Here is an 18849-nt window from a genome sequence, read left to right on the forward strand (position 1 = left end):
GAAGGACCCTGTTCTTCCGCGCGTCTTTTCAGGAAAAAGCCATGATCCGGTTCATTCTCGGCAAACTTCTCTACCTCGTTCCGACATTTCTCGGGATCACCTTTGTCGCCTTCTCCTTCGTGCGCGTCCTGCCGGGAGATCCCGTGCTGCTGATGGCGGGCGAACGCGGCATTTCACCCGAACGGCATGCGCAGCTTGCCGAACAGCTCGGCTTCAGCCAGCCCATCTGGCAGCAATATCTTCATTTCCTCGGACGGCTGCTTCAAGGCGATCTCGGCAATTCGCTGGTCACCAAGAAGCCGGTTCTTACCGAGTTCCTGTCGCTCTTCCCCGCGACGGTCGAGCTTGGTCTCGTCGCCATCATCATCGCAACCCTGATCGGCGTGCCGGTCGGCGTCATCGCCGCCATCCGTCGCGGTTCCTGGTTCGACCAGATTTCCATGACGACCGCGCTCGTCGGCTTCTCCATGCCGATCTTCTGGTGGGGGTTGCTGCTCATCATCATGTTCTCCGGCATCCTGCAATGGACGCCGGTGTCGGGTCGCATCTCGCTGATGTATTTCTTCCCCTCCGTCACCGGTTTCATGCTGATCGACAGCCTGATTTCGGGCCAGAAGGGCGCCTTCGCGTCGGCCTTTTCGCATCTCATCCTGCCCTCCGTCGTGCTCGCCACTATTCCGCTGGCGGTGATTGCGCGCCAGACGCGCTCGGCCATGCTGGAAGTCATGGGTGAGGATTATGTGCGCACCGCCCGCGCCAAGGGCATGTCGTCCGCCCGCGTCGTCGGCATCCATGCGCTGCGCAACGCGATGATCCCGGTCATCACCACCATCGGCCTGCAGATCGGCGTGCTGATGGCGGGCGCTATCCTGACCGAAACCATCTTTTCCTGGCCGGGTATCGGCAAGTGGATGATCGATTCCATCTCGCGCCGTGATTATCCGGTCGTGCAGAGCGGCCTGCTCCTGATCGCGGGTCTGGTGATGATCGTCAATCTGCTCGTCGATCTGACCTATGGCCTTATCAATCCGAGGATCCGTCACAAATGACCGATGTGACCACCACTCCCGGCGTCCGCCTTTCGGACGCCGCCATCCGCCGCCGGATGCTTGCCGATTTCTGGTTCTATTTCCGCCAGAACCGCGGCGCCGTCATCGGGCTTGCCGTCTTCATTCTGCTTGTGCTGGTGGCGATCTTCGCGCCTATCCTTGCCCCGCATGATCCGACACAACAATATCGCGATGCGCTCCTCGTCCCGCCGGTCTGGCAGGAAGGCGGCCGTGCCGGCTTCTTCTTCGGCACCGATGCGGTGGGCCGCGACATGCTGTCCCGGCTGATCTACGGCGCGCAATATTCGCTGTTCATCGGCGTGGTCGTCGTCTCCATCGCCCTTGTCGGCGGTATCGTCATCGGTCTCGTCGCCGGCTTCTTCGGCGGCTGGGTGGACACCGTCATCATGCGCGTGATGGACGTCATTCTGGCGTTTCCGTCCCTGCTTCTGGCGCTGGTTCTGGTTGCGGTCCTCGGGCCGGGTCTCACCAATGCCATGATCGCGATTGCCATCGTCTACCAGCCGCATTTCGCGCGTCTGACACGTGCTGCGGTCATGAGCGAACTCAGGCGCGAATATGTCACCGCCGCCCGCGTGGCCGGCGCCGGCAATATCCGGCTGATGTTCAAGACCATCCTGCCGAACTGCCTTGCTCCGCTGATCGTTCAGGCGACGCTTTCTTTCTCGTCCGCGGTTCTCGATGCCGCCGCTCTCGGCTTCCTCGGCATGGGCGCGCAGCCGCCCGCCTCCGAATGGGGCACGATGCTGGCGGAAGCGCGTGAATTCATCCTGCGCGCCTGGTGGGTCGTGACCCTTCCGGGCCTGACGATCCTGATCTCGGTGCTCGCCATCAACCTCATGGGTGACGGCCTGCGCGATGCGCTCGATCCCAAACTGAAGCGGAGCTGAGCGATGAGCCTGCTGAAAATCAAGAACCTCACCGTCAAATTCGCCACCGCCACCGGCGCCTTCACGGCCGTCAACGGCATCGATGTTTCCGTGGACAAGCACGAGGTGCTGGCCATCGTCGGCGAGTCAGGTTCCGGCAAGTCGGTATCGATGCTCGCCGTCATGGGGCTTCTGCCCGACACGGCGACGATCACCGCCGACGAGATGACCTTCGATGGCAAGAACCTTTTGGCCATGACGCCGCAGGAACGCCGCCGGGTGATCGGCCGCGAGATCACCATGATCTTCCAGGAGCCGGTGGCCTCGCTCAACCCGTCCTTCACGGTCGGTTTCCAGATCGAGGAGGTTCTGCGCCTCAATCTCGGCATGAGCGGCGCTGCCGCGCGTGCCCGCGCCCTTGAACTGTTCCGGGCTGTCGGCATTCCCGAGCCGGAAACCAAGCTCAAGGCCTATCCGCACCAGATGTCGGGCGGCCAGTGCCAGCGTGTGATGATCGCGATTGCGATCGCCTCCAAGCCGCGCCTCTTGATCGCCGACGAGCCGACCACCGCGCTCGACGTCACGATCCAGAAGCAGATCCTCGATCTGCTGATGAACCTGCAGGCGGAATATGGCATGGCGCTGATCCTCATCACCCATGACATGGGCGTGGTGGCGGAAACCGCGGACCGGGTCGTCGTGCAGTATAAGGGCCGCAAGATGGAGGAGGCGGATGTCTTGAGCCTCTTCGAGGCCCCGCAGCATCCCTATACCAAGGCACTGCTTTCGGCCCTGCCGGAAAATGCCACCGGCGACCGTTTGCCCACGGTTTCCGATTTCTTCGGCAAGGAGGGCGTTCAATGAGTATCGTTGTCGAAGGCAAGGGCATTACCCGCGATTATCACGTTCCCGGCGGCCTGTTCGGCGGCGCCAAGACGGTGCAGGCCCTGAAGGGCATCGACTTTGCCGTCGAGCGCGGCAAGACGCTCGCCATCGTCGGTGAATCCGGCTCCGGTAAATCGACGCTGGCCCGCATCATCGCGCTGATCGATCCGGCATCCGGCGGCGAACTGAAGATCGAAGGCAAGCCCGTCGATATCGCCAGACGCCGTCCCGATACGGAGATGCGCTCCAAGGTGCAGATGGTGTTCCAGAACCCCTATGGCAGCCTCAATCCGCGCCAGAAGGTGGGCGACGTGCTGATGGAACCGCTGGTCATCAACACCAAAATACCGGCTTCCGAGCGCCGCGAGCGGGCCGAAGCCATGCTGGTGAAGGTTGGTCTCGGTCCTGAGCATTTCAACCGTTATCCGCACATGTTCTCCGGCGGCCAGCGCCAGCGCATCGCCATTGCGCGTGCACTGATGCTGAACCCGGCGCTGCTGGTGCTGGACGAGCCGGTCTCCGCGCTCGATCTTTCGGTGCAGGCGCAGGTGCTGAACCTTCTCGCCGACCTTCAGGAAGAATTCGAGCTGACCTATGTTTTCGTCAGCCACGATCTTTCTGTGGTGCGTTACATCGCTGACGATGTGATGGTCATTTCGAAGGGCGTGGCGGTGGAGCAGGGCACGCGCGAGGAACTCTTCGCCGATCCGAAGCACCCCTATACCCGTCAGCTCTTCGCTGCGACACCGATCACGGATGTCGATGCCATCCGCGCCCGCGTGGAACGCCGCAAGGCGGCACGGCTGGCAGCGACAGCCTGAAGGCCGACGACCGAGGTTAAGAACAGGCCGGATTTCCGGCCTGTTCTTTTTCAGGACTTCAGGAAACGCTCGATTGCCGCAAGTGCGCCCTGTTCCCGAATGTCGCGATAGGCGGCTTTCAGGGTTGGGACGAAGGTTTCGTTCCTGGGCAGGTCGCTGCCAAATGTGCGTTCGAAAGTCAGAAAATGGTCGACGACCGCATCCGGCGCCATTGCCAGTTGATCCGGCGCATCCCACTCCTTGAAAGCGGGATCGAGAATGGTGATCGGCTGCCCCTTTTCATTCTTGTCCGCGCAGGACCTGATCCAGAGCGCGACGGCGAAAATGACCGTCCGGCTTTCAGCCTTCTCCTCCAGCAGCTCGCGCAACGGGGCGAGAATGCGCAGCGGTACTTTCTGCGATGCATCGGAGGCGATCTGCATGGTCTTGTGCTGCAATGAGGGATTGGCGAAACGCTCCCGCAGGCCGGCTGCGAATTCCGCCCCGTCGACGGCGGGGTCGAGCGTCCGTTCGATCTCGCGCCAATAGGCGTCGATGAAATCGCGCACGGGTTTTTCACCCCATGCATCCGCCACGGTCGCAAGGCCGGCAATCTGGCCGATGGCGGCGATGGCGCTGTGGGAGCCGTTCAGCATTCTGAGCTTCATATGCTCGTATGGCTCGACATTGCCGACGAATTCCACACCCGATTTCTCGAGCGTCGGCCTTCCATGCGGAAAACGATCTTCAATGACGAAACGGAAATAGGGTTCGGCCACCACCGGCCAGGCGTCGCTGAGGCCGAGTGCGGCCGAAATCGCCTCGCGGTCCGCATCCGTGGTGGCGGGAACGATCCGGTCCACCATCGAGCAGGGGCAGGCAATATTGGTTTCGATGAAGGATGCCAGTTCCGGATCGGCCAGTTCCGCAAATTCCAGCAGAAGCTTTTGCAGCACATGGCCGTTGGCGGGCAGGTTGTCGCAGGAAAGGAGCGTCAGGGGCGGAGAACCTTGCCTGCGCCTACGCCGTGTGGCCGCAAGGATGAAGCCGAAGATGGAGCGCGGCCGCTCCGGGTTTTCAAGGTCATGGGTGATATCGGGATGATCGCGCAGCAGGCTGCGGGAGGCGAGATTGGTCAGGTAACCCTTCTCCGTTACGGTCAGGGTGACGATGAGGACGCGCGGATCGGCCATCCGCTCCACCAGCCGTTCGGGCTCTTCCGGGGCGACGATGGTTTCGAGAATCGAACCGATGATGCGCAGGCGCTCGCTCTCACCGTCCCGCAGGCAGAAGGTGTAGAGATTATCCTGCGGCTCGATGGCGTCGCGCGTGTCCGGGCTGCGCAGCGATGCGGCGACGATGCCCCATCGGGTTTCGCCGCGATTAAGGCAATCGTCGATGAAAACCGCCTGATGCGCCCGATGAAAGGCCCCGACGCCGAGGTGGACGATGCCGGGCGTGACGCTTTGGCGGTCATAGGCGGGTGTCGCGACGGATTGCGGCAGGCGGGGCAGGGCTGCAGCGGAAAGCCGGTCTGTCATCGATGCGAAATCCCCATGCGGAACGGGACGGTTGTGGCTCGCGCCGCTCTCATTGCGGCGTCCGGCTTGTGGCGCATCATGTCAGTTCCTCCCCTTATATGCGGATTGATCAGGCGCCAGCCTCTTTGAGCAGCCGGACCTGGCGCAGCGTATTCTGGCGGCTGCGCTCGAGATGCCGCCACAGGGCATCGACGATCTGAGCCTTGCTGCCGGCGGCGATGGCATCGGCGATATTCTGGTGCTCCTCGACCGAGCGGGCGTAGTCGCCAAGGATCGAGACGAAAACCGTGTGGGTCTGGTCGAGAATGCGCTCATGCGAGCCGGAAATGACTGGAATGCGCGCCGCCGACACAAGGGTCGTATGGAAGCTGCGATCATAAAAAAGCGCTTTCGACAATTCGTCGAGCGTCGAGCCTTTGGCGAATTTGCGATGTTTCGCCAGGCTTTCCAGCATTTCAGCGTGCAGCGCTCCATCCAGTTGCCCGGCGTCGAAGGCCACTTCCACCGCGCCTTTTTCGAGCAGCATTCTGGCGGCGTAAAGTTCCTCCACATCCTCCACGGTGAAATCGCGCACCACCATGCCGCGACGGGAGGAATTGACCACCAACCCATCGGCCTCGAGTTTCAGGCATGCTTCCTTGACCGGCGTGGGGCTGATGCCGAGATCGGCGGCAAGCTCATTGGGCAGTAGGCGTTCGCCGCCGCGCAATCTGCCGCTGACGATGCGCGCGCGCAGTTCCTTATGCGCCTGTTCGGCGAGCGTGACTTTGACCAGCGAGTTCATGGCGACATCATCACCCAACCTCGTGGGACTGGCAATGGCCAAATATTAAAAATAAAAAATTTTTTATTTTACAAAAGTCGTTTTTCCTTTAGCTCTATCCGTCATTGGAAGCAGGCTGCTGGAGGAGGGCGGTCTGGCAATTTCCCGAAAGCCATCTTCGCGGCCCATGGTCGCGGGGACGCGGCATCTATTCCTCCCCGCAAGCAATCAGCATCGAGGAATGACCGATCATGAAAATTACCGCCGTCGAACCTTTCATCCTGCACCTGCCGCTGACATCGGAGTCCATTTCCGATTCCACCCACAGCATCACCCATTGGGGCGTCGTCGGTGCAAAGATCACCACCAGTGATGGCCTCGAGGGCTACGGTTTTACCGGCACCCACGCGCATCTGCCGTCGGACAGGCTGATCACATCCTGCATCAGCGATTGTTACGCGCCCTTGCTTCTGGGGGAGGATGCATCGGAACATTCGATGCTGTGGACGAAACTGGCCCGTTATCCGGCGCTGCAATGGGTCGGCAGGGCCGGCATCACCCATCTGGCGCTGGCCGCAATTGACGTTGCACTCTGGGATCTGAAGGCGAAAAAGGCGGGCGTGCCGCTCTGGCACTATCTCGGCGGCGCGCGCACGGCGGCCGTGGAAGCCTATAATACCGATATCGGCTGGCTTTCCTTCACGCTGGAGGATTTGCTGGCGGGCAGTGCAAGGGCGGTGGAGGAAGACGGGTTCACCCGGCTGAAGATCAAGGTCGGGCATGACGACCCGAATATCGACATTGCCCGCCTTGCGGCCGTGCGCAAGCGTGTCGGTTCGTCCATCCGCATCGCCATTGACGGCAACGGCAAGTGGGATTTGCCCACATGCCAGCGTTTCTGCGCGGTGGCGAAAGATCTGGATATCTACTGGTTCGAGGAGCCTCTCTGGTATGACGATGTGACGAGCCATGCGCGGCTGGCGCGCAATACGTCCATTCCGATTGCGCTGGGGGAACAGCTCTACACGGTGGACGCGTTCCGCTCATTCATCGATGCCGGTGCGGTGGCCTATGTCCAGCCGGATGTGACCCGGCTTGGCGGTATCACCGAATATATCCAGGTCGCCGATCTCGCGCTCGCCCATCGCCTGCCCGTGGTGCCGCATGCCGGCGAGATGAGCCAGGTACATGTGCATCTGAGCTACTGGCACCCGGCTTCGACCATTCTCGAATATATTCCCTGGATCAAGGATCATTTCGAAGAGCCGATCCATGTGCGGGATGGCGTTTACAAACGTCCGGAGCACCCCGGCGCGAGTACGACGCCATTGGCGGAAAGCTTCGCCCGTTATGGCAAGGCGGTGAAATGAGCAGCGGTATACAGCCCGGATTTTAAGGGAGGGAAAGCACGTCCTCCGTCATGCCGGACTAGATCCGGCATGACGGAGTGTGGATGATGCAATTTTTCCAAATTTAGCGCCAGCCGAGAGCCGGCGCTACCTGCTTGAGAATCGTCTCGATCACATGGGCGTTGTAATCGACGCCCAGCTGGTTCGGCACGGTCAGGAGCAGCGTATCGGCCTCGGCGATGGCTTCATCGGCTTTCAGCTGTTCGATCAGTTTTTCCGGCTCGGCGGCATAGCTGCGTCCGAAGATCGCGCGTGTCTTGTCGTCTATATAACCGATCTTGTCGTCGCCTTCGTTGCCGTAACCGAAATAGGACCGGTCGCGATCGTTGACGAGGGCGAAGATGCTGCGGCTGACCGATACACGCGGCTCGCGGGTGTGGCCTGCTTCCTTCCATGCTTCCCGGAAGGTGCGGATTTGCTGCGCCTGCTGGACATGGAAAGGCTCGCCCGTTTCATCCGTCTTCAGGGTGGAGCTCTGCAAATTCATGCCGAGCTTTGCCGCCCAGACCGCCGTTGCATTGGAACTCGAACCCCACCAGATGCGCTCGCGCAGCCCTTCGGAATGCGGCTCCAGCCGTAAAAGGCCGGGCGGGTTGGGGAACATCGGGCGCGGGTTAGGCTCAGCGAAACCTTCGCCCTTCAAAAGCTCGAGGAAGACTTCGGTGTGCTGACGCGCCATGTCTTCTTCGCTCTGGCCTTCGGCCGGACGGTAACCGAAATAACGCCAGCCATCGATCACCTGTTCCGGCGAGCCGCGGCTGATGCCGAGCTGCAGGCGTCCGCCGGCGATGAGGTCGGCCGAACCGGCGTCCTCCGCCATGTAGAACGGGTTTTCATAACGCATGTCGATGACGCCGGTGCCGATCTCGATCTTTCTCGTGCGCGCGCCGACGGCGGCCAGCAGCGGAAAGGGCGAGGCAAGCTGGCGGGCGAAATGGTGCACGCGGAAATAAGCGCCGTCGGCGCCCAGTTCTTCCGCCGCGACAGCGAGGTCTATCGATTGCAGCAGCGTGTCCGCAGCCGAGCGGGTCTGCGACTGGGGCGAGGGCGTCCAGTGGCCGAAGGACAGGAATCCGATCTTTTTCATGATGACCTTCCAGATGTCGGAGGATGCCGGCTTTGCCAGCCGGCTTCGTTGTTGTCAGTCATATAAGCAGTTGAGCGCATTCTCCAATTCGCCACCGGTAGACACGGTGTCGCCGAAATGTGAACGCTGCCGCTCAGGCGGTCGTCTTTCGGTCGAGAACGAAGAGATTTTGGTGGGCGCGGGCCGTGGTGAGAATGAAATCCATGAGCGAGCGCACCCGCGGCACGTTGGCAAGGTCCTGGTGGCTCGTCAGCCAATAGCCTCGCCGCAGCTCCACTTCACCGGGAAGCACCATTTGCAGATCCGGAAAGCGGGCGGCGATGAAATTCGGCAAGATGCACAGCCCCCTGCCGCTCAGCGTTGCGGTCAGCTGCGCAAAAATGCTCGAGGACTGGAAACTCGGCCGCAGACCCGGCAGCACGTCACGCATATAATCGAGGCCCGGTGAGAAGATCAGGTCCTGCACGTAGCCGATGAAGAAGTGGTCGAGCAGGTCCTCGCGCTTTACGATTTTCGGCCGCCCGGCGAGATAGGAACGCGAGGCATAGATATGCAGCGTGTAATCGATGATCTGTTCATTGATGTAGGGACCGGCCTTTGGCGGATCGAGCGTTACCGCCACATCCGCCTCCTTTTTGGACAGCGCCATGATTTGCTGGATCGTCACCATCTCCACCATGATATGGGGATGAGTGACGGCGAAGTCTTTCAGCCTCTCCACGAAGAAAAAATTGGAAAAACCTTCAGGCGCGCTGAGCCGCACCACGCCGCGCAGCAGGCTGCCGCTTTCGGAAATATCCGATTGCAGCCTTTCGGCTTCCGCCTCGATGCGCTCGACCGTATCGACCAGCCGCCGTCCCACCGTCGTCAGTTCATAACCGCGCGGGTTTCGCTCGAACAGCTTGGTTTTCAGGGAAAATTCCAGCCGGTCGATATGGCGGGAGACGGTGGCGTGGCTGGTGCGCAGGCTTCTGGCTGCCGATGAGAGCTGTCCGGTGCGGGCCACGGCCAGAAAATATTGCAGGTCGTCCCAGGTGAAAGGGGTGGCCATATTTGTCTCCCATCAAGAGTTCTGTTCAAAAATGAACAGTTCCTGTTCGCAATTTGATGATGCCCCGCTCTTGTGTCAACGGCCGAATTCGAGAAGTCTAGGCTCAGGATGCATCGCTTTGAGGAGGGCGGTGTGACCGTTCAGGTGCAATGGCATGGAAGCCCGCAGGCGGTTTCGTTCACCGTTGCACAGACCCATCTGAGGCTCGCAATCATCTCTGGGAGGAGAAGTCATGCGCAAGAGTATCGTTTTATCCACGGCCATGGCGCTGGCCGCTGGCACCGCCGCTTATGCCGCCGAGATTTCGGACGGCAAGGTCAAGATCGGCATCCTGAACGACCAGTCGGGCGTCTACGCCAATTTCGGCGGCAAATACTCTTATGAAGCCGCGAAGATGGCGGTTGAGGATTTCGGCGGCAAGGTGCTCGATGCGCCGGTGGAAGTGGTGACCGCCGACCACCAGAACAAGGCGGATGTGGCCTCCAATATCGCCCGCCAATGGTACGATACCGAACAGGTCGATTCGATCATGGAACTGACCTCGTCGTCGGTGGGTCTTGCCGTGCAGGCGCTGTCGAAGGACAAGAAGAAGATCACCATCAATACGGGTGCGGCAACCACCGAGCTCACCGGCAAGCAGTGCAGCCCCTATGGTTTCCACTGGGCCTATGACACCTATTCGCTGGCGGTCGGCACCGGCGGCGCGCTCGTCAAGCAGGGCGGCGACAGCTGGTTCTTCCTGACCGCCGACTATGCCTTCGGTTATTCGCTGGAAGAAAATACCGCCAATTTCGTCAAGTCCAATAGCGGTAAGGTTCTGGGTTCCGTGCGCCATCCGCTCGCCACGACGGATTATTCCTCCTTCCTGCTGCAGGCGCAGTCCTCGGGTGCGAAGGTCATCGGCCTTGCCAATGCCGGTCTCGATACCTCCAACGCCATCAAGCAGGCGGCCGAATTCGGCATCGTCGCCGGCGGCCAGCGGCTTGCCGCGCTTCTCTTCACGCTTGCCGAAGTCCACGGCCTCGGTCTTGAGGCGGCTCAAGGGTTGACGCTGACGGAAGGTTTTTATTGGGACCGCGACGATGAATCGCGCAAGTTCGGCGAACGCTTCAAGGAACGCACCGGCGCCATGCCGAACATGGTTCATGCCGGCACCTATTCCGCCGTGCTGCATTACCTGAAGGCCATCGAAAAGGCTGGCACCGACGATGCCGATGCCGTCGCCAAGGCCATGAAGGAAATGCCGGTCAACGACGTCTTCTCGAAGGACGGCCATGTGGCCGCCAACGGTCGCATGATCCATGACATGTATCTCATGGAAGTGAAGAAGCCGGATGAGAGCAAGCAGCCGTGGGATTATTACAAGGTTCTCGCCACCATCCCCGGCAAGGAAGCCTTCATGGACCCCGCAAAGAGCGGTTGCCCGCTGGTAACGCAGTAAAGAAGAATAAAAAGGGGAAAGCTTGATGACGATCGCTCCCGCCCTTGCCGGGCAGGCGGAACCTCGCGTCGTTCTTTCGGCGCGCGGTCTCTCCAAGACCTTCGGCGCATTCGCGGCCGTGAAAAACGTCGATCTCGACGTCCACCATGCCCGCGTGCATGCGCTTATCGGTCCGAACGGCGCCGGCAAAACCACGGTCTTCAACCTGTTGACCAAGTTTCTCCAGCCGACAGGCGGGGCGATCACCTTCATGGGAACGGACATAACAAGGACGCCGCCGGACAAGGTGGCGCGACTGGGCCTCGTCAGGTCTTTCCAGATATCGGCGGTGTTTCCGCACCTGACGGTTCTGGAAAACGTGCGGGTGGCGTTGCAGCGGCCGAATGGCCTCGCAACGCAATTCTGGCTGCCGCTCTCCTCGCTCGACAGGCTGAACGCCCGCGCCGAGGAGTTGATCGCAACGGTTGGCCTGACACGGGAAAAACATGCGCTTGCGGCCGATCTTTCTTACGGCCGCAAGCGTGTGCTTGAAATCGCCACCACGCTGGCGCTCGATCCGAAGGTTCTGCTGCTGGATGAGCCGATGGCCGGAATGGGCGGTGAGGATGTCTCCCACGTCGCCGAACTCATCCGCGAGGTGGCAAAGACACGCGCGGTGCTGATGGTCGAACATAATCTGAAAGTCGTGGCCGATATCTGCCACCACGTCACGGTCTTGCAACGGGGTGAAATTCTGGCGGAGGGCGATTATGCCACTGTCTCCGCCGATCCGCGTGTGCGCACGGCCTATATGGGCACGGAGGAGGCTTGATATGGCGGCAATGCTCGAAGTCTCCAACCTGAAATCCTGGTATGGCGAAAGCCAGGCGCTGCACGGTGTCGATCTGACGGTCGGCGAGGGCGAAACCATCACCATTCTCGGCCGCAACGGTGTGGGCAAGACCACGACACTGCGCACCATCATGGGCATCATCCGCAACCGCAAGGGCGTCATCAAGCTGGGCGGCAGGGATCTGATGCCGGTGCCGCTGCATCGCACGGCGAAATACGGCATCGGTTTCGTGCCGGAAGAGCGCGGCATCTTCGCGACGCTGAGCGTCGAGGAGAACCTGAAGCTGCCGCCCGTCGTCGCATCCGGCGGCATGACGATTGATGAGATATACGACCTGTTTCCCAATCTTTACGAACGCCGCACTAGCCCCGGCACCAAGCTATCCGGTGGCGAGCAGCAGATGCTGGCCATGGCACGCATCCTGCGCACAGGGGTCAAGGTGCTGCTGCTCGACGAACCGACCGAAGGGCTTGCCCCCGTCATCGTGCAGCGCATCGGCGAGGTGCTGCAGAAACTGAAGAGCCGCGGCATGACCGTCGTTCTGGTCGAACAGAATTTCCGTTTTGCGAGCCGCATCGCCGACCGTTTCTACCTGATGGATCACGGCCAGATGGTCAGCAATTTTCCGGTCAGCGAGCTCTCCGGCCGCATGGGCGAGCTCAACAAGGTGCTGGGGGTTTAACGATGACGATGATCTTCGGCGTTCCAATTCAGGCACTGCTCGGGCAATTGCTGGTGGGCCTTATCAATGGCTCGTTTTATGCGCTGCTGTCGCTTGGCCTTGCCGTCATTTTCGGCCTGCTGCGCGTCATCAATTTTGCCCATGGCGCGCAATATATGCTCGGCGCTTTCGTGGCCTTCCTTGGCCTGCAATATTTCGGCATCAATTTCTGGGTGGCGCTCATCGTCACACCTTTCGTCGTGGCGCTTTTCGGTGCGATCGTCGAACGCTTCCTGCTATCGCGGCTTTACGATCTCGATCCGCTTTACGGGCTGCTGTTCACCTTCGGCCTGGCGCTGGTGGTGGAAGGCACGTTCCGCTGGCTTTATGGCGCGGCGGGCCAACCCTATTCGGTGCCGCGCGAGCTTGCCGGCGGCACCAATCTCGGCTTCATGTTCCTGCCGAATTACCGCGCTTTCGTCGTCGTCATTTCGCTCATCGTCTGCATCGCCACCTGGGCGTTGATCGAAAAGACGCGCCTCGGCTCCTATCTGCGCGCTGCGACGGAAAACCCGACGCTGGTGCAGGCTTTCGGCATCAATGTGCCTGTTCTCCTGACGCTGACCTACGCGCTGGGCGCCGGCCTTGCCGGGTTCACCGGGGTTCTCGCCGCGCCGATCTATCAGGTCTCGCCGCTGATGGGCACGAACCTCATCATCGTCGTCTTTGCGGTGGTCGTGGTCGGCGGCATGGGGTCGATCATGGGCGCCATCGTCACCGGTTACATGCTGGGCGTGGCCGAAGGCTTGACCAAGGTGTTCTACCCGGAAGCCTCCAACATCGTCATCTTCGTCATCATGGCCTTTGTGCTGCTCATCCGCCCCGCCGGACTTTTCGGAAAGGACGCCTGATATGTCCAAAGCCACCCATAGCCCCACTGCCGGTACGATACCGCAGACGGAAGTGTCCGCGACTGCCGGAACCATCAAGACCGTGCTCATTCTGGCGGGGCTTGCCGTGCTCATCGCCGCGCCGATGTTCGTTTACCCGATCTTTCTGATGAAGCTCCTGTGCTTTGCGCTGTTTGCCTGCGCCTTCAATCTGCTGATCGGTTACACGGGCCTTCTGTCCTTCGGCCATGCGGCGTTTTTCGGCGGTGCAGCCTATTTCACCGCCTATTCCGTGAAGGAATGGGGCGTGACGCCGGAGATCGGCCTTGTCATCGGCATGGCGGGGGCGGCCCTTCTCGGTCTCGTCATCGGTTTCTTCGCCATTCGCCGTCAGGGCATCTATTTCGCCATGATTACGCTGGCGCTGTCGCAGATGTTTTATTTCTTCTGCCTTCAGGCGCCCTTCACCCATGGTGAGGACGGCTTGCAGGGCGTGCCGCGCGGCCATCTCTTCGGCCTTCTCGACCTCAATGCACCGCTCAATATCTATTACACGGTGCTGGCGGCCTTTGTGTTGGCGCTTCTTGTCATCTGGCGTTTTGTCAACTCGCCCTTCGGCATGATCCTGAAATCCATCCGCGAAAACGAACAACGCGCCATTTCGCTGGGCTACAGCGTGCAGCGCTACAAGCTCGGCGCCTTCGTCATGTCGGCGGCGCTTGCCGGGCTTGCGGGCGGTCTGAAAGCGCTGGTCTTCCAGTTCGCCACGCTGACCGATGTGACCTGGCAGATGTCCGGTGAGGTCATTCTGATGACGCTGCTCGGCGGCATCGGCACCATGATCGGCCCGATCTTCGGTGCCGGTCTCGTCGTCACCCTGCAGAACTATCTCGCGACATCCGATTTCCCGGTCACCATCATCACCGGCCTCGTATTCATGGCCTGCGTTCTGGTGTTCCGGCGCGGTCTGATCGGCGAATTTTACGCGTCGCGGCTCGGGAGAAAACTCGGCTTTCAGCACCGCAGCTAGACATTTTTGAAAACACAGACAAGGCCTCCTCCGCGTCCGGGACGGTGCGGCAAGGGCGGCGCATGGAGAAGAGCATGGGCGAATATGACTATATCGTCATCGGAGCGGGGAGTGCCGGATGCGTCCTCGCCAACCGCCTTTCGAAAGATCCGAACAACCGCGTGCTGCTTCTGGAAGCGGGCGGCAACGATAATTACCACTGGATCCATATTCCGGTCGGTTATCTCTATTGCATCAACAACCCGCGAACCGACTGGTGTTTCAAGACCGCGGAAGAGCCGGGGCTGAACGGCCGCTCGCTGATCTATCCGCGCGGCAAGGTGCTTGGCGGCTGCTCCTCCATCAATGGCATGATCTATATGCGCGGTCAGGCGCGCGATTACGATATGTGGCGGCAGCTCGGCTGCGAGGGCTGGGGGTGGAACGATATCCTGCCCTATTTCCTGAAGTCGGAAGACTTTTATCGCGGCAAGAACGAGATGCATTCCGCCGGCGGCGAATGGCGCGTGGAAAAGGCCCGCGTGCGCTGGGATGTGCTGGACGCCTTCCAGAAGGCTGCGGGCGAGGCCGGCATTCCCGCAACCGATGATTTCAACCGGGGCGACAATGAAGGCGCCGGTTATTTCGATGTCAACCAGAGGGCCGGCTGGCGCTGGAACACGGCGAAAGCCTTCCTGAAACCGGCGCTCGGCCGCAAGAACCTGACGGTTCTGACCAAGGCCCATGTCAAGCGTCTCATCATCGAGGAAGGCCGTGTCACAGGCGTCGAGTTTCACCATGACGGCGTCTTGAAAACGATGCGGGCGCGGCGCGAGACGGTGCTGTCCGCCGGCGCAATCGGCTCGCCGCATATTCTGGAGCTTTCCGGCGTCGGCCGTGGCGATGTGTTGCAGGCGGCCGGTATCGACACGGTGGCGGAGGTTCAGGGTGTGGGCGAGAACCTGCAGGACCATCTGCAACTGCGCATGGTCTACAAGGTCTCCGGCGTCCTGACGCTGAATGAAAGGGCCTCCACCCTGTTCGGCAAGGCGAGGATCGGCCTCGAATATGCACTGACGCGCTCCGGGCCGATGTCGATGGCGCCCAGCCAGCTCGGTGTCTTCACCCGCTCCTCGCCGGAAAAGGAAACCGCCGATCTGGAATATCATGTCCAGCCGGTTTCACTCGACAAGTTCGGCGATCCGGTTCACACTTTTCCGGCCATTACCGCAAGTGTCTGCAATCTGCGGCCGGAAAGCCGGGGCTCCGTGCATGTGAAAGGACCGGATTTCGCCATGCAGCCGGAAATCCGCCCGAACTATCTTTCCACCGAAGGCGACCGCCAGGTGGCCATCGACGCCATGCGGCTGACGCGCCGTATCGTCGCCCAGCCGGCCTTCGCGCGCTTCAAGCCCCAGGAATACCGGCCCGGCCCGTCTTTCGAGAATGACAACGATCTCGCCAAGGCGGCGGGGGATATCGGCACCACCATCTTCCACCCCGTCGGCACGCTGCGCATGGGGTCGGACATGGAAAGCGTTGTCGATGCGCGGCTGAAATTCCGCCGGCTCGCCGGGCTGCGCGTCGCCGACGCATCGGTGATGCCGCGCATAACATCCGGAAATACCAATTCCCCGACGATCATGATTGCCGAAAAGGCCGCCGACATGATCCTTGCGGATAATCGCTGAAAGGAGCGCTCCGATGAAGACCGTCGCTTTTATCGGGCTGGGACATATGGGCCTGCCCATGGCCGCCAATCTTGTCATGGCCGGATATGCCGTCAGGGGTCACGATCTTTCCGAAGCCTGCCGCGTGGCGGCGAAAGAGGCGGGAATTCCCGTAGCGGCAGATTCCGCCGAGGCTATCGAAGCGGCTGAGGTGATCATCACCATGCTGCCGAAGGGCGAACATGTGGTTTCCGTCTATGACGATCTGGTTCGGAAAATTCCTGCTGGCACGCTTCTCATCGACTGCTCGACGGTGGATATGGAAAGCGCCCTTAAGGCGCACGAACTGGCCGCTTCCGCCGGTTGCCACTCGGTCGATGCGCCCGTTTCCGGCGGCACGGGCGGGGCTGCGGCGGGCACCCTGACGTTCATGTGTGGCGGCGAGGCGGAGGCCTTCTCTGCGGCAAAACCGGTGCTTGAGGCGATGGGCAAGAAGATCGTGCATTGCGGCAAGGGCGGCAACGGCCAGGCGGCCAAGATCTGCAACAACATGATCCTCGGCATTTCCATGATTGCGGTGTCCGAAGCCTTCGTGCTCGGCGAAAGGCTCGGGCTTTCGCATCAGGCGCTGTTCGATGTCGCCTCTACGTCTTCGGGCCAATGCTGGTCGCTCACCACCTATTGCCCGGTGCCGGGACCGGTGCCGACATCGCCCGCCAACAAGGATTACCAGCCCGGATTTGCGGCGGCCCTGATGCTGAAGGATCTGAAGCTTTCGCAGGAGGCCGCGAATGGAGCCGGGGCTTCCACCCCGCTCGGTGCGGCTGCGGCGGCGCTTTATGAGAACTTCGTCGACGAGGGGAGCGGCGGGCGCGATTTTTCCGCCATCGTCGAAATGCTGCGCGGGAGCGAAGCATGACGGACGCCGCGCCATCCGACATCTTATGGGTACCGCCGGAGAAGAGGCTGGAGCGCTCGGCGCTTTTCGCCTTCGCGACGAAAACGGCAAAGCTGCACAGGCAGGCCGCCGATGACTATGCCGGCCTGCTGCGCTGGTCCATCGACGCGCCGGATGAATTTTACGATGCGCTGTGGGACGAACTCGGCATTATCGGCACACGCGGCGACACCGCATTCAAGCCCGGCAAGACCATACGGGAGGCGGAGTTCTATCCGGGCGCGAGGCTCAATTATGCCGAAAACCTGCTGCGCGATGCCGACGGGCGGCTGGCCATCATCGCCCATCGCGACGATGGCACCAGGCGGGAGATTACCCGCAGAGAGCTTTACGACGAAGTGTCCCGCATGGTGCAGGCGCTTACCCATGCAGGTGTGAGCGAAGGCGACCGCGTCGGCGCCATCGTCACCCATGATATCGAGGCGATCGTCAGCTATCTGGCTGTCAGCGCCATCGGGGCCATCTGGTCGTCCTGCTCGCCGGATTTCGGCCCGGCGGGAGCCTCCGACCGCCTGTCGCAGATCGGCCCGAAAATCCTCATCGCCGTGCCGGAATATGGTTATGCCGGCAAACGCATCGATGTCGGCCCGACCATCCGCGCCGTGGCGGAAAGTGCGGCGCCTGAGAAGATCGTGCTGATCGGCGGTGCCGTTCCCGAAAGTCTTGCCGATCTCGGCTGCGTGACGCTTACGGATTTCGTCGCGCCTTATGCGGCGGGCGAGATTGCCTTCAACCGTCTGCCCGTCAAGGCGCCGCTGGCGATCCTTTATTCCTCCGGCACCACCGGCAAGCCGAAATGCATCACCCATTCCGGCGGCGGTTTGCTTCTTCAGCACATGAAGGAACTGAAGCTGCAATGCGATATTCAGGAAGACGAGCGCTTCTTCTATTTCACTACCTGCGGCTGGATGATGTGGAACTGGCAGGTCTCCGGTCTGGCGCTCGGCGCAACGCTCGTCACCTATGACGGCAATCCCGGTTATCCGACATCCGCGCGGCTGATCGATCTCATCGACGCCGAACGGATCGCCACTTTCGGCACGTCGGCGAAGTTTATCGATGCCTGCCTGAAGGCCGGGCTGAAACCGCGCGAAAGCCACGATCTTTCGTCGCTGAGGACGATTCTCTCCACCGGCTCGCCGCTCATCCCGCAATCCTTCGATTATATCTATCGCGACTGGAAGGCAGACGTGCACCTTGCCTCCATTTCCGGCGGCACGGATATCTGCGCCTGTTTCCTTGGCGGCAACCCTTTGCAGCCGGTTCATCGCGGCGAATTGCAGGGTGCGATGCTCGGCATGGATATCGACACGCTGGACGATGAGGGCCGTTCCGTTCGCGGCGTTGCCGGCGAACTTGTCTGCCGCAATGCGCACCTTTCCATGCCGGTGAAGTTCTGGGGCGATGAGGATGGCTCGCGCTATCGGGCAGCCTATTTCGACCGCTTCCCCGGCATCTGGGCGCATGGCGATTTCGCCGAAATGCGCCCCTCCGGCGGCTATGTCATCCATGGGCGTTCGGACACGACGCTCAATCCCGGCGGGGTTCGCATCGGCACGGCCGAAATCTACCGGCAGGTGGAAACCGTGCCTGAAGTCGAAGAGGCGATTGCCGTGGGGCAAGATATCGAGGGCGACCAGCGGGTCATTCTCTTCCTGCGCATGAAGGAAGGTGCGGCCCTGACGGAGGAGTTGGAAAAGACCATCCGCAGCCGCATCCGCTCGGGTGCGACGCCGCGGCATGTGCCGGCAAGGATCATTGCAGTCAGCGCCATTCCCCGCACCCGTTCTGGCAAGATTTCCGAAATCGCGGTGCGCGATACCATCCACGGCCGGCCGGTGAAGAATGCCGATGCGCTCGCCAATCCCGAAGCGCTCGAACTTTTCCGCAACCTGCCGCAGCTGAAGGACTAG

17 protein-coding genes are annotated in these 18849 nt (G+C 61.2%); 13 read left to right on the forward strand and 4 right to left on the reverse strand.

All coding sequences use genetic code 11. The annotated features are described in order from the left end of the window. The first annotated feature begins 41 nt into the window (after positions 1-41). From EM858_RS20990 to EM858_RS21005, 4 genes are read left to right on the forward strand one after another with little or no spacing between them, the layout of a single operon-like run. Positions 42-1049, forward strand: a complete 1008-nt coding sequence (locus tag EM858_RS20990; protein WP_003522483.1) for an ABC transporter permease subunit — start codon at positions 42-44, stop codon at positions 1047-1049. Then, complete coding sequence (locus tag EM858_RS20995; RefSeq protein WP_003522484.1) at positions 1046-1960, forward strand: ABC transporter permease subunit; 915 nt, start codon at positions 1046-1048, stop codon at positions 1958-1960. The genes EM858_RS20990 and EM858_RS20995 overlap by 4 nt, the downstream gene beginning before the upstream one ends. 3 nt (positions 1961-1963) lie before the next feature. Further along, on the forward strand, positions 1964-2803 hold the full coding sequence (locus EM858_RS21000) for an ABC transporter ATP-binding protein (protein WP_127757860.1): 840 nt from the start codon (positions 1964-1966) through the stop codon (positions 2801-2803). Further along, entirely contained in the window at positions 2800-3645 is an 846-nt protein-coding gene (locus tag EM858_RS21005) for an ATP-binding cassette domain-containing protein (RefSeq protein ID WP_080819997.1), read from the forward strand. Before EM858_RS21000 ends, EM858_RS21005 begins: the two co-directional genes overlap by 4 nt. Positions 3646-3695: 50 nt before the next feature. Here the strand turns inward: EM858_RS21005 and EM858_RS21010 are convergent, their stop codons facing one another. Both EM858_RS21010 and EM858_RS21015 read right to left on the reverse strand, forming a co-directional pair. Further along, positions 3696-5165 carry a mannitol dehydrogenase family protein gene (locus EM858_RS21010; protein ID WP_127757861.1) on the reverse strand — a complete coding sequence of 490 codons (1470 nt, stop codon included), beginning with the start codon at positions 5163-5165 and terminating at the stop codon, positions 3696-3698. Between the two features lie 109 nt (positions 5166-5274). Then, positions 5275-5949, reverse strand: coding sequence for a GntR family transcriptional regulator (locus EM858_RS21015; protein WP_127757862.1), 675 nt, complete (start codon positions 5947-5949; stop codon positions 5275-5277). A 230-nt stretch (positions 5950-6179) separates the two neighbouring features. On the opposite strand from EM858_RS21015, the gene EM858_RS21020 reads away from it, so the two are divergent. After that, on the forward strand, positions 6180-7298 hold the full coding sequence (locus EM858_RS21020) for a mandelate racemase/muconate lactonizing enzyme family protein (RefSeq protein ID WP_127757863.1): 1119 nt from the start codon (positions 6180-6182) through the stop codon (positions 7296-7298). 103 nt (positions 7299-7401) lie between these two features. Here EM858_RS21020 and EM858_RS21025 read toward each other — a convergent pair whose 3' ends face one another. Both EM858_RS21025 and EM858_RS21030 read right to left on the reverse strand, forming a co-directional pair. Continuing rightward, entirely contained in the window at positions 7402-8424 is a 1023-nt protein-coding gene (locus EM858_RS21025) for an LLM class flavin-dependent oxidoreductase (RefSeq protein ID WP_127757864.1), read from the reverse strand. 133 nt (positions 8425-8557) lie between these two features. Then, positions 8558-9475 (reverse strand): LysR family transcriptional regulator, encoded by a 918-nt coding sequence (locus EM858_RS21030; RefSeq protein ID WP_080820005.1) that lies wholly within the window; start codon positions 9473-9475, stop codon positions 8558-8560. A gap of 232 nt (positions 9476-9707) precedes the next feature. Here EM858_RS21030 and EM858_RS21035 point away from each other — a divergent pair, with 232 nt between their 5' ends. The 8 genes from EM858_RS21035 to EM858_RS21070 all read left to right on the forward strand — a co-directional run bounded on the left by EM858_RS21035 (position 9708) and on the right by EM858_RS21070 (position 18849). Then, a complete protein-coding gene (locus EM858_RS21035) occupies positions 9708-10916 on the forward strand; it encodes an ABC transporter substrate-binding protein (RefSeq protein ID WP_127757865.1) in 1209 nt (402 codons plus the stop codon). Positions 10917-10941: 25 nt separating this feature from the next. Beyond that, the gene (locus EM858_RS21040; RefSeq protein WP_127757866.1) at positions 10942-11727 is read left to right on the forward strand and encodes an ABC transporter ATP-binding protein; all 786 of its coding nucleotides are present in this window, start codon (positions 10942-10944) and stop codon (positions 11725-11727) included. A gap of 1 nt (position 11728) precedes the next feature. Then, positions 11729-12430, forward strand: a complete 702-nt coding sequence (locus tag EM858_RS21045; protein ID WP_127757867.1) for an ABC transporter ATP-binding protein — start codon at positions 11729-11731, stop codon at positions 12428-12430. Positions 12431-12432: 2 nt separating this feature from the next. Continuing rightward, on the forward strand, positions 12433-13320 hold the full coding sequence (locus tag EM858_RS21050) for a branched-chain amino acid ABC transporter permease (protein WP_003522496.1): 888 nt from the start codon (positions 12433-12435) through the stop codon (positions 13318-13320). A 1-nt stretch (position 13321) separates the two neighbouring features. Beyond that, on the forward strand, positions 13322-14329 hold the full coding sequence (locus EM858_RS21055; protein WP_127757868.1) for a branched-chain amino acid ABC transporter permease: 1008 nt from the start codon (positions 13322-13324) through the stop codon (positions 14327-14329). Positions 14330-14403: 74 nt separating this feature from the next. Further along, the gene (locus tag EM858_RS21060) at positions 14404-15999 is read left to right on the forward strand and encodes a GMC family oxidoreductase (RefSeq protein ID WP_127757869.1); all 1596 of its coding nucleotides are present in this window, start codon (positions 14404-14406) and stop codon (positions 15997-15999) included. Between the two features lie 13 nt (positions 16000-16012). Then, positions 16013-16897, forward strand: a complete 885-nt coding sequence (gene mmsB / locus EM858_RS21065; protein ID WP_127757870.1) for a 3-hydroxyisobutyrate dehydrogenase — start codon at positions 16013-16015, stop codon at positions 16895-16897. Further along, positions 16894-18849, forward strand: coding sequence for an acetoacetate--CoA ligase (locus tag EM858_RS21070; RefSeq protein ID WP_127757871.1), 1956 nt, complete (start codon positions 16894-16896; stop codon positions 18847-18849). Before mmsB ends, EM858_RS21070 begins: the two co-directional genes overlap by 4 nt.

This window comes from Agrobacterium sp. CNPSo 2736, assembly GCF_004005385.1.
Lineage (GTDB): Bacteria > Pseudomonadota > Alphaproteobacteria > Rhizobiales > Rhizobiaceae > Agrobacterium > Agrobacterium leguminum.

Excerpts from the sequence above, each read along its gene's own strand:
- EM858_RS21000 (WP_127757860.1), top strand. The coding sequence starts at position 1,964 with ATGAGCCTGCTGAAAATCAAGAACCTCACCGTCAAATTCGCCACCGCC.
- EM858_RS20995 (WP_003522484.1), top strand. The coding sequence starts at position 1,046 with ATGACCGATGTGACCACCACTCCCGGCGTCCGCCTTTCGGACGCCGCC.
- EM858_RS21035 (WP_127757865.1), top strand. The coding sequence starts at position 9,708 with ATGCGCAAGAGTATCGTTTTATCCACGGCCATGGCGCTGGCCGCTGGC.
- mmsB (WP_127757870.1), top strand. The coding sequence starts at position 16,013 with ATGAAGACCGTCGCTTTTATCGGGCTGGGACATATGGGCCTGCCCATG.
- EM858_RS21015 (WP_127757862.1), bottom strand. The coding sequence starts at position 5,949 with ATGAACTCGCTGGTCAAAGTCACGCTCGCCGAACAGGCGCATAAGGAA.
- EM858_RS21055 (WP_127757868.1), top strand. The coding sequence starts at position 13,322 with ATGTCCAAAGCCACCCATAGCCCCACTGCCGGTACGATACCGCAGACG.
- EM858_RS21050 (WP_003522496.1), top strand. The coding sequence starts at position 12,433 with ATGACGATGATCTTCGGCGTTCCAATTCAGGCACTGCTCGGGCAATTG.
- EM858_RS21060 (WP_127757869.1), top strand. The coding sequence starts at position 14,404 with ATGGGCGAATATGACTATATCGTCATCGGAGCGGGGAGTGCCGGATGC.
- EM858_RS21045 (WP_127757867.1), top strand. The coding sequence starts at position 11,729 with ATGGCGGCAATGCTCGAAGTCTCCAACCTGAAATCCTGGTATGGCGAA.
- EM858_RS21010 (WP_127757861.1), bottom strand. The coding sequence starts at position 5,165 with ATGACAGACCGGCTTTCCGCTGCAGCCCTGCCCCGCCTGCCGCAATCC.
- EM858_RS21025 (WP_127757864.1), bottom strand. The coding sequence starts at position 8,424 with ATGAAAAAGATCGGATTCCTGTCCTTCGGCCACTGGACGCCCTCGCCC.
- EM858_RS21040 (WP_127757866.1), top strand. The coding sequence starts at position 10,942 with ATGACGATCGCTCCCGCCCTTGCCGGGCAGGCGGAACCTCGCGTCGTT.
- EM858_RS21070 (WP_127757871.1), top strand. The coding sequence starts at position 16,894 with ATGACGGACGCCGCGCCATCCGACATCTTATGGGTACCGCCGGAGAAG.
- EM858_RS21005 (WP_080819997.1), top strand. The coding sequence starts at position 2,800 with ATGAGTATCGTTGTCGAAGGCAAGGGCATTACCCGCGATTATCACGTT.
- EM858_RS21030 (WP_080820005.1), bottom strand. The coding sequence starts at position 9,475 with ATGGCCACCCCTTTCACCTGGGACGACCTGCAATATTTTCTGGCCGTG.
- EM858_RS21020 (WP_127757863.1), top strand. The coding sequence starts at position 6,180 with ATGAAAATTACCGCCGTCGAACCTTTCATCCTGCACCTGCCGCTGACA.
- EM858_RS20990 (WP_003522483.1), top strand. The coding sequence starts at position 42 with ATGATCCGGTTCATTCTCGGCAAACTTCTCTACCTCGTTCCGACATTT.